The organism is Pedobacter sp. UYP30 (assembly GCF_040547165.1).
Classification (GTDB): Bacteria; Bacteroidota; Bacteroidia; order Sphingobacteriales; family Sphingobacteriaceae; genus Pedobacter.
In genome coordinates, this window is sequence record NZ_JBEPPD010000021.1 from 38,987 (window position 1) to 54,211 (window position 15,225).

The 15,225-nt window shown below is 35.4% G+C and carries 17 protein-coding genes; all 17 read left to right on the plus strand.

Features of this window, described 5'->3' with window-relative positions:
* Positions 1 to 5 precede the first annotated feature (5 nt).
* Complete coding sequence (locus tag ABIB40_RS17790) at positions 6 to 515, plus strand: endonuclease V (RefSeq protein ID WP_354360749.1); 510 nt, start codon at positions 6 to 8, stop codon at positions 513 to 515.
* A gap of 341 nt (positions 516 to 856) precedes the next feature.
* Complete coding sequence (locus ABIB40_RS17795; RefSeq protein ID WP_354360750.1) at positions 857 to 1,597, plus strand: hypothetical protein; 741 nt, start codon at positions 857 to 859, stop codon at positions 1,595 to 1,597.
* Positions 1,594 to 1,962 (plus strand): SMI1/KNR4 family protein, encoded by a 369-nt coding sequence (locus ABIB40_RS17800; RefSeq protein ID WP_354360751.1) that lies wholly within the window; start codon positions 1,594 to 1,596, stop codon positions 1,960 to 1,962. Before ABIB40_RS17795 ends, ABIB40_RS17800 begins: the two co-directional genes overlap by 4 nt.
* Before the next feature lie 33 nt (positions 1,963 to 1,995).
* A complete protein-coding gene (locus tag ABIB40_RS17805) occupies positions 1,996 to 3,510 on the plus strand; it encodes a type VI secretion system Vgr family protein (RefSeq protein ID WP_354360752.1) in 1,515 nt (504 codons plus the stop codon).
* 2 nt (positions 3,511 to 3,512) lie between these two features.
* Positions 3,513 to 5,000 carry a hypothetical protein gene (locus tag ABIB40_RS17810; RefSeq protein WP_354360753.1) on the plus strand — a complete coding sequence of 496 codons (1,488 nt, stop codon included), beginning with the start codon at positions 3,513 to 3,515 and terminating at the stop codon, positions 4,998 to 5,000.
* Positions 4,997 to 5,335 carry a peptidase associated/transthyretin-like domain-containing protein gene (locus ABIB40_RS17815; RefSeq protein WP_354360754.1) on the plus strand — a complete coding sequence of 113 codons (339 nt, stop codon included), beginning with the start codon at positions 4,997 to 4,999 and terminating at the stop codon, positions 5,333 to 5,335. The genes ABIB40_RS17810 and ABIB40_RS17815 overlap by 4 nt, the downstream gene beginning before the upstream one ends.
* 423 nt (positions 5,336 to 5,758) lie before the next feature.
* The gene (locus ABIB40_RS17820; protein WP_354360755.1) at positions 5,759 to 6,121 is read left to right on the plus strand and encodes a carboxypeptidase-like regulatory domain-containing protein; all 363 of its coding nucleotides are present in this window, start codon (positions 5,759 to 5,761) and stop codon (positions 6,119 to 6,121) included.
* A 273-nt stretch (positions 6,122 to 6,394) separates the two neighbouring features.
* Complete coding sequence (locus ABIB40_RS17825; protein WP_354360756.1) at positions 6,395 to 6,658, plus strand: hypothetical protein; 264 nt, start codon at positions 6,395 to 6,397, stop codon at positions 6,656 to 6,658.
* Positions 6,659 to 6,741: 83 nt separating this feature from the next.
* Positions 6,742 to 7,089 (plus strand): hypothetical protein, encoded by a 348-nt coding sequence (locus ABIB40_RS17830; protein ID WP_354360757.1) that lies wholly within the window; start codon positions 6,742 to 6,744, stop codon positions 7,087 to 7,089.
* 11 nt (positions 7,090 to 7,100) lie between these two features.
* Entirely contained in the window at positions 7,101 to 8,021 is a 921-nt protein-coding gene (locus ABIB40_RS17835; RefSeq protein ID WP_354360758.1) for a hypothetical protein, read from the plus strand.
* A 32-nt stretch (positions 8,022 to 8,053) separates the two neighbouring features.
* The gene (locus tag ABIB40_RS17840; RefSeq protein ID WP_354360759.1) at positions 8,054 to 8,530 is read left to right on the plus strand and encodes a DUF4280 domain-containing protein; all 477 of its coding nucleotides are present in this window, start codon (positions 8,054 to 8,056) and stop codon (positions 8,528 to 8,530) included.
* A 1-nt stretch (position 8,531) separates the two neighbouring features.
* The gene (locus ABIB40_RS17845; protein WP_354360761.1) at positions 8,532 to 8,993 is read left to right on the plus strand and encodes a hypothetical protein; all 462 of its coding nucleotides are present in this window, start codon (positions 8,532 to 8,534) and stop codon (positions 8,991 to 8,993) included.
* Between the two features lie 30 nt (positions 8,994 to 9,023).
* On the plus strand, positions 9,024 to 11,474 hold the full coding sequence (locus ABIB40_RS17850) for a hypothetical protein (RefSeq protein ID WP_354360763.1): 2,451 nt from the start codon (positions 9,024 to 9,026) through the stop codon (positions 11,472 to 11,474).
* A gap of 95 nt (positions 11,475 to 11,569) precedes the next feature.
* The gene (locus ABIB40_RS17855) at positions 11,570 to 12,433 is read left to right on the plus strand and encodes a hypothetical protein (RefSeq protein WP_354360764.1); all 864 of its coding nucleotides are present in this window, start codon (positions 11,570 to 11,572) and stop codon (positions 12,431 to 12,433) included.
* A 240-nt stretch (positions 12,434 to 12,673) separates the two neighbouring features.
* Positions 12,674 to 13,696 carry a zinc metalloprotease gene (locus ABIB40_RS17860; protein ID WP_354360766.1) on the plus strand — a complete coding sequence of 341 codons (1,023 nt, stop codon included), beginning with the start codon at positions 12,674 to 12,676 and terminating at the stop codon, positions 13,694 to 13,696.
* Positions 13,663 to 14,373 (plus strand): hypothetical protein, encoded by a 711-nt coding sequence (locus tag ABIB40_RS17865; RefSeq protein ID WP_354360768.1) that lies wholly within the window; start codon positions 13,663 to 13,665, stop codon positions 14,371 to 14,373. The genes ABIB40_RS17860 and ABIB40_RS17865 overlap by 34 nt, the downstream gene beginning before the upstream one ends.
* 54 nt (positions 14,374 to 14,427) lie before the next feature.
* Positions 14,428 to 15,144, plus strand: coding sequence for a hypothetical protein (locus ABIB40_RS17870; RefSeq protein WP_354360770.1), 717 nt, complete (start codon positions 14,428 to 14,430; stop codon positions 15,142 to 15,144).
* Positions 15,145 to 15,225 lie beyond the last annotated feature (81 nt).

The following is a 15,225-nucleotide window of genomic DNA, read 5'->3' on the forward strand; positions in this document are numbered from 1 at the left end:
TTACAATGAAGCTAGCCGTCGATGTTTATTATTATAATACTAAAGCAAAAGTTTGCGGTATTATTTTTAAAGATTGGGAACAACAAGACATTGAAAAAATTATTTCATTAACATTAAGCAATGATAATGAGTATATATCGGGAGAATTTTTTAAAAGAGAATTACCATGTATTCTCAAACTTTTAGAGAAAGTAGATATTCAAAAAATTGACACTATTATAATTGATGGTTATGTATATCTAAATGATCAGAAAAAGCTAGGGTTGGGTGGCTATTTGTATCATTCATTGGAAGAGAAAATCCCGATAATTGGAGTGGCAAAATCGTCTTTTTTTCAGAATGACCAAAATGTGGTTAAGGTTTTGAGAAGTAATAGCAAAAAGCCCTTATATATTACTGCAATAGGAATTGACAAGGATGTTGCTGCAAATTATGTTGAATCTATGTTTGGATTATATAGGTTTCCCGAGTTATTGAGAAAGCTGGATCAGGAGACAAAAAATTTATTCTCTTGATTTATTGATAAGTCTTTTTAGCTGTTTAATTTTATTGTTCCTATGGAGATACTGGGTCGGTAAACCGTTCGAAACACTTTAAATCTACCCGATTATCAGCCAAAAAACGGGCTGATACGTTTGGAAATCAACTAATTGCCAAACAAAGTGATTCCATTTCAACAAGATGAACTGGTTATAAGATGCAAGGCCAAATTGGCAAAAGATAACCCGAGCATAAAATTTGGGTTGGTCATTGTCCCTCCCACTAACGGCAGTGGCTGGAGTTTACTGGATAGTTAGATTCAATCATTAATTATATTTAAAAAAGCACAGACAATTAGTTTGTGCTTTTTTGTTTTGTGCAAACTGCCATTGGCGATGCGATAGCCGATGGATGGGACAAAAAGGTGGTACACGGTACCACGGAAGAGCGCAGCGAGGTTGCAGGGCAGGTAATTGAAGGGGTTTTAGAAGCCGCCGTAGGCACAAAGGGTGCAGGTGCAGTGGTAAAAGGTGTAACCTCGGCAGGTAAATTTGCGCTCGGCGCAGAACGGATTGCGGCAATTACCGAGGCAATTGCTAAATTGCAAAAGGCCATGAAGCTGGAAAAACTCTTGGGGAAGATCAAGGGGATTTTTAAGGTGGGGAGGAAAGAATCTTTGGTGAATATCGGTTTATTTAAACGTTACATCAAAAGTATTGAAGAATTTACCGGAAGAAAATTAAATCCAAAACAAATTGAAGAAATTAAAAAAGCATTGAGGGCCAATAAATATGAGAAACTTACCCCTGAAGAAAATCTGCTAAAGCGTAAAGAATTCAACAATAAAAAGAAAGGTTTAATTAAGGAGTGGGAAAAGCAGACTGGACAAGAATGGCCGAAATACGATGAGGTAATTCTCGATAAAAATGGCAAACCTTATAGGAATGTCGGCGACCAATATGATGCTCATCACGTAATGAAAACAATTATGGCGGAAACGACGAATGGTGGAATATACATCCCGCAAAATCACCAGGTGAACATCAGGGTGGAATTCATGGCAGTGGCGCACCGTCTAGAGAAATATTCAAATAATTTCAATATCTTTATATTATGAGTGATTTTAGATTTTTAGAACGATTTAAGGTAAAAGACGTTAATCAATCAAGTGCTTTGAACCACAAACTGTATTCAGAGGATTTCTTAGATATTGGAATCGCAGAGGATAAACTAGGTTTTCAGCTTCCAAAAGAGCTAAAAGATTTTTACGCCCAAATTGGATATGGTTTTTTTTGGCAACAAAATAAAGCAAGTTTTGATAGGTTTCTTTCCGCAGATCAGGTTGCGCAAATTAACCTTAAGGAAGATTTTTACGAATTCGACCCTGATCTGGAATTATATGATGAATTATATCAAGGTGATAAATTGTTATTTTTCGAGGTAAATGAGGGAATTTATTTGGCCCGTTGTTCGAGATGTTAGCCCTGCGCATCTCGAGCCACCGATAACACGGATTTGAAATTCGTTTCATTTGAATATCTAACCAAGGACGCGCCGAGCAACGATCTTCACTTCAACATCAAACCTACCTTTACCTCGCCGATAGATTATATTATCCAATATCGGGAGAGCGATTTCGATTTTATTAATCGTTTAAGTGCGCAATACCACGAATGGTTTTATTATAACGGACGAGAACTTCTCTTTGGCAAACCAGACGATCTACCCGAATCTACCTTGATTTATGGGAGAGATTTGAGCAACGTTCAATATGGCATCCAAATAGCACCGTTAAAAAACAAAAAATTTGCCTACAACCCGAAGCAGAACGAGATGCTCACAGCAAATGGTATTGGTAAAATTAATGGCAATCCAGATAAATCGCACGCCATTATGGCCTCTAATATTGTTTACAGCAAGATGGTTAATGAGCCACTTATAACACGGGCAAGCACACAGAAAGACATTGCAGATTTTGTAGAAAACGAGCAGAAAGCGATGGAGGCCGATCTGTTAAGAATTAAATGTGCAGGCGATAATCCACATGTAAAAATCGGTGGCATTGCAAACATTAAGATGAGTACCAAAAAAGAGAAAGGCTATGTAACAGAAGATTTCGGCAAGTTTTTGGTAACCTCCATAGAACACACCATAGATGGTGTAGGCCGCTACCGTAACACTTTCGAGGCGATTGCTGGTGATACAGAACGGGTGCCTGTAAATAAAATCGACAGGCCAAACCCAGATATGCAATTGGCAGAAGTGATTGACAACAACGACCCTCAGGGACAGGGAAGAATTAAAGTTAACTTTAAATGGGAATGTCAATGTAACGACGTTACAGAATGGTTAAGGGTGGTTACGCCAAGCGCCGGCATCGGCGATCGCGGAAGCAATAGAGGCTATTTCGCCATCCCAGAAATTGGCGACCAGATTATGGTTGCCTTTGAGGAAGGAAACGTTGCGCGGCCAGTGGTGATTGGCAGCGTTTACCACAATGCCAATGTAGATAGCAGTCCGCTGATTAAAAACCACCTTAAAAGTTTAATGACCAGAAGTGGGCATTTGTTAGAGTTCGATGACAGCGATGGCACGCAAGGAATCAAATTGACAGATATTCACCAAAACATCATCCACATAGACACCAAGGGCAACAACATTACCATCACCGCTTTAGAAAACATGACGCTGAACTGTAAGAACATGCAGATTAATGTAGCTGAAGATATGATTACCTCGGTTGGCCGAAATATGGCAAATACCGTAGGTGTCAACCGTTCTGATAGCGCAGGCATGAATGCAACTGAAACAGTTGGTGCAATTAAAAGTACTAATGTGGCTGGCAATATGAACTTAATGGTAACGGGACAATTAATGGAGATGATTGAAGGGGATGTGCATAGCGAAACAAAAATGGAGCGTACAGAATTCTCCCATCAAGACATGCAGATTCAATCTAACAAAAGTATCCATAAAAATGCACAGCAAGAGGTTCAGAACAATAGTGGAGAGAAATCTAAAGCCTATTAAAAATGAGTAGAACCAGGATTGTAAAAGGCGTTTACACTAAAATTTCGCAAGGGAACCATTTGATGTTTGCAGAGGGCAATATCATTACTTCTGCATCAGAAGAGGTCAACCAGCTTGGAACAGATTTGGGAGTGAAGCATGGTTCGCCAAATAAGATTGAAGACAAAAAAGATAATGACTTCAACATTTCCTTTTCGCTAAATAGGAATGAGAAAACAATGGTTCCCTTAGGTATATTAGATTTTAACAATAAATATGAGAATCCTTATTTTGCATTTAATTATGCTTTGAGCTTAAGCAATGTAGAATCGCTAGAGTTTGAGGTAAAAGACGCTGATGGCAATATTATTTATGAAATCATCAATTTGCAACCTGTTGTAATTACCGCAAGTAAATTACCAATGATAAGAAGTAAGCTTCCTGCGCTAATACCGGATAGCCCAGAAAAAAGTTGGGGTTACAATGATGTGTTTAAAGAATACGCTTTATCATCACCAGATTATACTACTGTTGGTTCTTACGTTATCCATTGGGATGGTTTTGATAACAATGATGTATATGACAGCACCCGATTTAATGATAAAAAGCTTACCGCAAAAATAACGGCCTCTAAAGCAGGAAAGAAGAAAAGCTTAGAAGTGAGTTTTTCGACGAGTTATAAAGAGGTTGATTGGGTAGATGTTAAAATAGATAGAAAACATCAAAAAATATACACGACTTTAAGAGTAGATTTAAAAGATGGAGGCGCAAATGGATTAGGCAAAGAAAAATACAAAGACCCCATGGACGACCCCCGATACCCAGCTTTTAGAGAAAGATATATCTGGGAAACGATACCTCGACAAGTAATTAAAAATAACGGAGGAAAACTTCCATTAGAAGTGAGAACTCGAAGCTTTTCAGATTTAGAGAAGTTAGCAATTACTGGTTTAAATTATCATTGGGGACGTAATTCAGATCATGCAGAAGCAAAAAATGTGAAAATTGTAGATCAAGAATATCAGTTTTGTATGAATGCGGTAAATGTTAAAGAAAACTCGATGGACGATGTAAGTCTTATTTATAATACCAATAGCGATTGGATGCGCTCTGGGAATCCGGGTACTGTAGAAGACCCTATTTCATTTGTTGGAAACATTATTTCAAGAGAAGCAATTTGCTATAATGTAGGGTATATAAAAACTGGTGGATGGCGATACAGGCTGGAAGAAAATGAAAAAATTGAATTTGAGGAAACATCCGCTCATGAAATAGGACATACAATTCTGAAGGCATATGGCGGAACATTTTATTCGTATGGTCATAAAGGAACTGTCAATACTGTTACTCAGCACAAAAACTCTATGGCCACCACCCATCCCAAAAAGGGAGAAATTGACTTAATGTTTTATTATACAGATCGGCTAGAATACAAAGAGAGAAACAAAATAGTAGCGGCGAAAAGAGATGTACTGAGTTTAATGTGGTTAACCAAAATTGAAATAAAATGAAAATATTGTATTTATTGGTTGCGGTCTTTCTTATGCAGTGTTCTGGCATACATAAAACTTATCATGGTTATGTTTATGATAATCAAACAAATATGCCGTTAAATAATGTCTTTGTAGAAGAAAACCTTATCCAAAATGCAAACTCGGGTCGAAGTAATTCAATTGGCTACTTTGAAATTGAAAATAATAAGGAATCAATAGCTGATTTAATTTTTAGTTTAAAGGGATATAAAAAAGACACTGTTGTAACGGTTTGGTCGCAGCATGGAGAGAGTCTAATGTATAAATTTTTAAATAAAAAATCAGATACTCTGTTTCTGAGAAGAGTAAAATAAAGGATATTAAAAAAATTTGTCGCAATTGAAGAGTCTATAAAATGAAAATAACAACGCTAATTTTCGCTTTCTTTTGCTTTTCTTGCAGTGTAAACAACGTCAGAAGTTTTACAGAAGGTAATGTTTATGATAGATTGGACAAAGCTCCTGTTGATAATGCATCTGTATATATTTGGGGAGGTTACTGTTCAGGATTTATTGAGATTACTAAGACGGATGCTAAAGGCTAATTTCACTTTGATAAAAAAAGCGAATCTAAAATTGGACTTAGTGGGAAAGATTTAGCAACAAAATTTCTTATTGAGAAAGGTGAGCTAATTTTAGATACACTTATTTCCTATGGAGGACGTGATTCGATGAAACTTGATACAATTTTTTTAAAAAGTAAATGATTGAAATAAAGTGAAATTTTAGGAAAACAAAATGAAAGCAATTGTTTGTGTATTTTTTTACCTGTGTATTTGCTCATGCAACAAGGCAGGTTATTATGGTTACGTTTATGATTTTGATAAAAAAGCGCCCATAGATAGTGTCATTGTGTATGATCGATATAGTGGAAAAAAAGCCCTTACCAATCAGAAAGGATACTTTAAGATAGGAAAAATCCCAAATGTTTCGGCTACACTAATTTTTAGTAAAGAAAACTATCAAAATGATACCGTTCGTTCTATTAAGATCCAAAGTGGAGAAATGATGGAAGAAAAGTTTAAAGGTGAAAAAATTTATTTATTTAGTCTTAAGAGTGCTTTCAAGGACTCTATTTTAAAAGCAAATACAATTAAATAGCATGTTCTTTTAAAATCACTGTGGTTAACTAAAATTAAAATTTCGTAATCAGTAAATAGCTATATTTTTGGGATGAGAGCATCGTTTTATTTAACTTGATTATCAAAAATAGATGGCCAATTAAATAAAGATATAAGAGCAATAGAGAATGAAAAAACTACTCATAATAGCTTTACTAAATTTATTAATAGGGTGTTCCAATAAAAATATGTTTTGATTGACGCTGTGAAAGGGGAGATAATTTCATCAAAAGAAAGAACACCTTTGAACGAGGTGAAAATTTATATAAATAAGGGTTTTTTTAATGATTTTGATACTATTAGAACGGTAAAGGACGGGGCTTTTTTTGTAGATGGAATGTCTGTTGAAAATTATAAAGATTTGCACCTGCAAAGGGAGGTTCCCTTTAATTTTAATTTTGAAAAACAAGGTTATAAAAAATTAAGTTTAGATGTCAGAAAATTTAAAAAAAATGAAAATCCAAATGGGTTAGACACTATGGATTTTTGTAAAATCTATTTAGAGAAAATACCATAATTTCTGTTAAAAAACAGATAACTAATTTCAGAGAAAAGTGTTCCAAACCTGTTATGGTTAACGAAAATTAAAATTAATTAGTTATGAAATTAATAGGAATAGTTTTTATGATTAGTTTGCTGGCCTGTTCTACGAAATCGCCAAAATATATACAGGGATATATCTATAATGAGCTAAAAAAGCCAATGATAGGGATTAAAGTGGAGGATCCCAATGATAGAAATATATTTTCCATTACTGATATGAAAGGCTATTTTAAAATCAATCAAATGATAAACGGGAGATATCTTTATGTAATTTTAAAAGAGAAAATGGATTCAATTTATATAGTTAGGACACATCCCGAGACGGGTAGAAGTTATTCTTTTGTAGAAGGTAGAAAAGACACGGTATTTATAGATGAAAAGACACAAAAAATTATTGGTCAATAAACAAAATCGTAATGACGTTAGATTTCACAAATTTTAAAGATAGACGATACGGGGTTTCTGTGAAATATTACTCCAGTAACAACGAAGTGCCGACTAAACGTATAGATTATGAAGTAGATGTGAGGGTAGAGGCACATGAAAATGGCTGGCAAATAGAAATTGATAAGCAAAATGTGTTTTTTAATCAGCATGAGCCAGATTTGATCAGCGAGATTTTATCCCAATCTATAACTAAATCAATCTATCCTATAAAGTGTGTCATTAATAACAAAGGGATTCCGGTAAAGGGAATAATCAACCATGAAGACATTATAAAAAGATGGAAAAGTAACCAGGCTAAACTTAAGGAAAAGTATGAAAGTGAAACCACAGATAATTTTATAAAATTAGTTGATGTAAAAATTAATAACAGAATTATCCTGGAAAAATCTATGAAGTACGATTTATTTTGGAACTTATTTTTTCATCCAAAATTTATCTCCTATGGTAATGGGGCTAGTACGGAAACAGACTTACACCTTGCTGTTGTTCCCTATAAAATTCCGCTAAGGTTTAGGGGCATACAAATTTTAAATGAACAAGTTACCACATATAATGCTGTTCAGGTTAGGTTTAACTCTGAAGAAATGGAAGCACCAAAGGCTTTAATCTCATCAGTAAAAATGAACAAACAAAAGTACTTTATGAAATTAGATGTTGTTTTTGATCTGGATGCAACCCATTATTTTCCAATGCATACCACTGCAAAATTCGACCTTTATTTTGAAGACAATGAACAACAAATTTTTTCGGAAAAGAAAATACAGTTTAGCATGTATCAAATAAATGTTGATGCACCAGTGGGTAAGCTTAATATGGTTTTAGATGACGAGAAACCGAAGGACAAGCGAAGTAAGCTGATGAAGTTTATTGATGCGATAGTAGGAGATTAGTTTTATTAAATTTGATTTTAAGAAGGTAAACAATGTCGCTTAAAGAAAAAGTAGTTCAGGGAGCATTATGTAAATGTCAGTTTGGTACCGCACCAGATAAACTGGTGGTGCTTAGCCATAAAAAATGGTATGCAAACGATCATGAGGCGAAAGAGAAACTGATTGCGACCACCAAGGACATCGGTGTACCATTCCAAAACAAAACGTTTGGCTCTTGCGCAAAGAGTAACAATAACCCTTGTGTACCGAACATTACCAAATGGGATGGTTTTTATGAAAAGGAAAAATACGACCCGCCGGGGGGATACATCATTTTGAAAGACAGTAAGGCCACTTGTGCTATAGCAGGAACCCCTTGCGTAGAAATTATAAAAAGTGGACAGACTGGGCAGCCAGGTAAGCAAAACTTAAAAAATGCTGATAAAGAGCTGCAAGCAAATGTAAACCCACTTGTAAATATGAGTGATTTGGAAAGCATAGATCCTTACGAATTCTTAAATGCCAACTGATATGGGGAAAGTAATAGGATGTAAAATTAAGGTAGCCGAACCATTAAACAGCTTTTTGAAAGATCAGTTGATCCATTCTGGTCAAACCATTCCCGTTGAGTCCAGTGTAAATCTGAACTTCGTTTTGGATGCAGCCTGTTTTAGCGATGGAATACTGTCACCCGATGCCAAATGGGCATTTATTTACGAAAAATATTACGCCAGCATTGAAGATAGCAAAGGGCAACAGAATGACTTATGGGCTGATATTGGAACTGGACAGAATAAATTTATTGATATAAAAGGTATTGGTAAACAGTACAAAACGGGGCATAATTTTAGCGTTAGCCCTCAAGGAACAACCTACTATTACGGTTTTAAGCAAAGGGTTGTAGTGTTTAATGAAAATGCAGATCAGGAATTTCATTTCTTTATTTTACCCTATCTTGATGCGCCTCGAGTTAGCTATGCTTACTTTAAGTAAAGTGAAAAAATAAGAAGATACGGAGATGCAATGCACCTTCAAATATCGCTACATCAATATCCGGATAGCATTCATAAAAAAGGAAGCTTTGAGGCCATAGTTTATCTGTTAGAAAAGAAAGATGCGTTGACGGCTAAAGATACCGATGAGTTTAATGAACACAATGTTTTAGAAAAACCCATTCGTAAAACTTTGGGCATTATTGACTACTCCAAAGCTGACAATATAAATAACCTGATTGATATAGATTTTATAATAGACATTGCCTGGCGCAAGAATGAGCGGGAGGAAAAAACCTTTACAGCAGTGATTGAAATCTATGAAACTGTAGAGAAAGAATTTGCTGGAATGATTTCTTACGACAGCAAAAAAGAACCGATTGTTAAAAACTTTGCGCTAGAGCCGTCTAAAGGCTTAACCCGTTACAACTCCAAACTTTTGGGAATGGAGGCGGTACAGGTGGAAAAGGATCCTGTATATAGTGAATTTAAGGTTTCAGAAGAAGCAATGTCCGAATTTCTTGACAGGAAAGAGATCGAGAAGAATAATATGATCCAGTACATAGGAGATATTAATTACACAAAAAAAGAGAATAATCCTTGCGCTTACTCGCTCATTAGCATAAAAGAAGAAAATAAAGAAATTGAGGTTTATAACGGTAGAGAAACAGAAATTTTTAACGAATATCAACTTGTATCTTCAAGCCTAAAAGATAAAACAAGCCAGACTTTTGGCGTAATTAGTGGCGAGAAAAAGAAAACCAGTGTAGTGGTGAAAGCAAAATTTCTTGCAGATAAGAGTGCAAAACCCTCAAAAATTAGGATTGCGCCAGATTTTAAATGTGAGAAAATATTAAATGACGATAAACCACATAGCAGTTTAGATGACGTATTTAAAATGGGCTGGATTGTTGGCCAATGGAAACCTTCTACTGATTTTACGGGTCGTCTTATTGATCGGTTGCTAAATTTTGGTTCTGCCAATAGCTTTAGATTTTTCCATCCAGAAAATGGGGCAAAAGCGCCCGAGCTTAAAACTGTTGGTCCTTATCAGAAAAAATATTCAAATGACCAGGAAGCTAAAGGTTTACCTATTCCGGCAGGTAACGCAGACCGCTTTAAAACCGTTTCTGTTGCAGAAGTTCAGGGATTGAATGCTGAAGATTATACAATCTCAAAAAATGATGACAGTATAACACTGAAACTTGGGTATGTATATAATAAAACAGTTTTAGATGGTTCGAATGTACAAAATGCAGCCCTAGATACGCTTTGGGTAGCAAATTACTTGTGTTTAAGTAAGTTAAAACCACAAACCTATTTTGTGCCGGTAACAACTTGCAGGTACCCCAATCAGGTTGCTAATATTAAGGTTTATCCTGATTTTGAATGGTGGATTAATCTGAAATATAATGCCAAAAATCCGCTCTTTGTGTATAAAACACCTAATTATGGTTATAAGACAGGAAGAAATCAAAATTATAACCGTGGCAACAATGCACGTTATCAGTCCGAACGTATAAAAACCAATAACAATAAATATGAATTCGAATATGAGGTAGGATATAAATATAGCGGAGAAGATTATAAATATGATTCATCAGAAGGGATCCTGTTATTAAATGCTGCAATTTTCTTTATGGACGCCTATAAGATTGCAAGGGAATACTTGTTTGCGGATGAAACAGAAGAAAGTGAGAGCAGTATTGCGCGAGGAACTGAAGAGGTGAGGGTAAGGGATGAGCGAGATCCTCAAAGTCGCTTGATGAATACACGGTATGCGGCACGTAAAGCTCTGGGACAACCTGTTAGGATAGAAATCGAAAGACCTTCTTTTAGCGGAGGTTTATACGCCCGCTTTACTCCAAGTAGTAAAAGAAAAAATGAAATAGGATATGCTTATTCATTAGATTTTGCAGCCTCGCCTTTATTTAAAATTACAGGGAAGCTCGATCTGTTATTTTATGCTCAGTTTATTCCTTACATCGGCCAAGCACTCAAAGCCATTAATAAGGTTGTGGAAGGTGTTAATTTTCTGACCCTGGGTGCCGTAAAAATTGATTATTATCTTAATATTGCCGCAAGCCTTGCTTTAGATATAGATTGGAAGGGATTGGAATATCACAGTATAGATGGCTGGAATGTTAATAAGAAAATAGGAACAAAGATTGCTATAAAAGTATGGCTGGAATCAGGTGTTAACCTCAAGGTAGACCTTGAAGGAGTAGGTAGTGGTGATGCAGAAGCCGCCATTAAAGGTGAAGCTAGCATAGATATTGCACTCAATTACGATACTGTAAGTCACAAAAGCGATGCCGAAGTAGACTTTAAAGGTCTGAAAGTGAAAATCTGGATCAAACTTAAGGCAAAACGGAAGGAACAGAGAAGCGAGGGGCCGGCAGAAGAACCAGCTGATGACCCAGATTATGTAAAAGATCTGATTGATGGTATGAAAAAGCCTTGGAAAATAAATATTATGTAATGAAAAACTTGATGATATATTGTTGCTTGCCCTTATTGATATGTATACAGGCTTGCGCACAAAAACAAAATAAAAAAGAACAGAAATTAACCACTATGGAAGATAAATTGCCTCAATATCCTAAAGATAAACAAATCAGCTATATCGTACATTTGAATTCGAAAACTCCCTTTGAGCTATATCTAGATGATAATTTAGTTGATTGGGAGTGGCGTAGCGGTTTTAATAAAAGCGTAGAGCTCAATCCCTTTCTCCTAAATAATGGAACCCATATTTTAAAAATCCGCTTTTCCCCCCCTGAGAGCAATGAAGATAAACTGATTCACCCAACAGATATTATTGCCGATAAAAACGTAAAGTGGAACTTATATTTTGTTAAGCTAAAGAAAGATGATGCAGGTCCATTGGGATATGAGGGCAAAATTGATTACCCTAGTTCAGAGTTGCCTATAATTGCTCCACCAGCTAACGTGCCGGTATGGGAGCAGGAATTTAAGGTAGAGGTTGCTGGCCTTCCATATAAATTAAAAGGATGGAGCGATGGTGAGGACTTATCAAAACTAGACCAAAAAGTGTTGGAAAAAGAGGCTTTTACTTATTTCAATAATCTGAGAAATCTTTTAAATGATGGTAAAGTCAAAGAATTTATGGCCCTCAATAAAACTAACGATTTTGAAACTTCAGTCTCCAATTACGATAATCAAGAGCAATATGATGAAGATTATCGCGAAAATGTAGAACTGTTAACTAAGAAGTGCAAAGGAAACATGCAGTCCATCGATAATTACGTTATGAAACTTTACGGACATGGAAAAATTTTGCGCCTCGAAATACCTCAAGGGAAATACAAACATTGGAGCGCTTTAATGAGTGACAGCAAAAAGTATGGAAAATCAAGCTGGGGCATAATGGTATACCGCCACAAAGGGTCTAAAGATTTTGTAATTATTCGGAAGTAATTTAATTATAACTTGAATTAAAGTAGTTATAGGGGAAGAAATTTAGAAATTGGACCAAAATGCCTAGTTCATTTTAGACCGCACTCAAATTACAATGGCCAATACGGTTTTGATTGGGTAAGAACAGGCGATTCTGGGAATCGCGATGACGTGTGGTACGGGTCGATAATGGGCAATACGATATATCCAGTTAAAGCAAACGGTAAAGCTGATGGTTGCAATCCGAGATTTGTTAAAGATATGGCTAAATACGATAGCTTAGTTTTTAAACAATTTAGAAGATTATCTATTCCTTGGAAAACTCCCAGAAAGGATAAGCCATTTGTCGCTCCAATTCCTTACATGACACTGCTTCCGAATTATACAGCCAAACTTAGGGTTTTGGTAGAGGTTGGAGAAAACCAACCCGAAAAGCTTGAAGTTTGCTTCAATAAAGATTTTTTTACGTTAACAATAGATAAAGAGTTGCCTCTAACTCAAGGTATGCATAACCTCGATGCTGCAATCACCATTACTTGTACCAACTATTTTGTTAAGGATCAAATTGTTGAAGTTTACGCCATAAAAGAAATAAAGCGAGATTTGGTAGGAAAGTTAATCATCAAAGCGAATGCGAAAAAGTTTCACAAACATTTAAAAATCCTACTAGTAAATGTCAAAATAGGAAACCAAAGACATTTGATGAACGTAGAGACGGAGAAAAAGCAGTTGCTAAAATTCATGAGACAGGCTTACATATTTGCTACTTTCGAAACACAAGATATTTCGCTCGCTTCCGAAAGTGAGCTCCAATCTCGATTGAAGATTTACTATCCCGAAAAGGAAAGAGCATTTCATTATTTAGATGCGGTGTTATATAAGCAGCGTCCAACCGATTATATGAAGCACAGGTACAACCTTAATTATAGAAAGATTTTCCTAACTCCAATTTTGAGGGCAGATAATGAATGTGGATACACCAGCTACACAACTGGCGAGGCAGAAGATATACCCAATGAGAAAACTTTTAGGCCTAGTGTAATTTTATCTGATGTAGCGCGAACTACCAAAAAATTAGGAATGCCAGCGAGCATTGGTTCATCGGTGATGACACATGAACTATGTCATGCATTAGGGCTCAGCCATACATTTGATGACGATAGCCAATATAGGTTTAAACAATATTCTACCGATAATCTGATGGATTATTATAGTAGTGAATCAAAAATTAGGGCAATACAATTATACAAATGGCAACGGGAACGTTTATGGGGATTATTGTAAAATGTACAAAACTCAGTTTGCTAACCTTTTTGTTGATGATGGTTGGCTGTAAACAGCAAGTTAATGAAGGAAAAACGATTAGTAAAAAGAAATCGAATTACATAGAAAAAAATAAAATGGAAAAGTTTGATGTCGGCAAGTTTGCAGCCGAAATGCTAAAGGATGAGGGCTACAGTGGTTATTATTTAAAAGATGGAACTTATGTACAAGAAGGCTACATGCCCAAACCAAATGCTTCTTCGCAACCCTTTGATACAAGTGCCGTTCTTACTTACGATCAACAGATTATTACACCAGATAATTATACTAAAATTAATGAGTTTTATGCAAGTGGCCAGCTAAAAAAATCATTACTGATGTTTTCTGTCGATTTAGAAACCGGCTTATGGAAATATTATGATGAGCAGGGAAATTTGACAGAAAGTATAGATAAGGATAAAGGTTACAAATTTACTTTAGAAAATGTGATAGACTTTGGAAAAGCGAAGAATATAGATTTTTATAAAGAAGGCGATGTAAACCGCGGCTTCGATGAGAAGTTTAAAAAGAACGTATGGGCCGTGAGTTGGTTTGAGCGTAAAATTAACGAAGATGCTGTAAACCAGATTTATTTATTGGATGGAGACAGTGGAGCAGAATTAAACCATATAACCAAGCCTGCCCCGGTAATGAGGTAAGACGGTTTTTGGGATTTACTAAAATGTTTTTTGTAATGTACCATGTATTGAGATATGTTTAATAAGATATTGATCCTATTGTTGTTTACGTTTCTGGCAGTGAGTTGCCAACAAAATCAACATTTTTTAAAAGTAGATAAGAATGTTCAAGTAGTGGTAAAAACACACCAAAGAATTAGAAACAACGCACACGAGAATGCAAATTCAATGAGATATTTTGATATTGATAGCTACGAAAAGAAAATGATTAAAAATCAATTTTATGACGGTAGAGAACTGGCCGATGGTTCTTATTTGCAAGAATACTTTATACCAAAGGATAATGTAGACACTGATCCGTTTAACAGAAATTCTGTTAAGTTTTATGTTGAAAAAATTGAGAAAACTGATGGTTTTGTAGAAATGTTCGTCTATTATAGTTCTGGTAGATTGAAAGAATACAATTTATTTTTTCCTATAGAGCTACAAACAGGGGTTTGGAAGGAATTTGACCAGCATGGAAATTTAACCAAGAGCATTGATAAGGATAAGGATTATGAATATACGTTGCAGAACGTTATCGATTTTGGGAAAATGAAAAATATAGATTTTCATAAAGAGGGTGATCTTGACCGAGGCTATGATGAAGAGTTTAAAAAGAATGTTTGGAATGTAAGTTGGATAGTAGATGTTCCATCACAAGAAAGCACACAAGAAGTTTATATTTTAGATGGTAATACAGGTGTAGTTTTGAAACATAAAACACAAGATGCACCAATACTAAGTAATTAGAATAAAATAATGTCGTATTTTGTTGTTTTGACAATTTAAATTCAGTATATTTATCTCATTATGAGGTATGTAACACTTAAA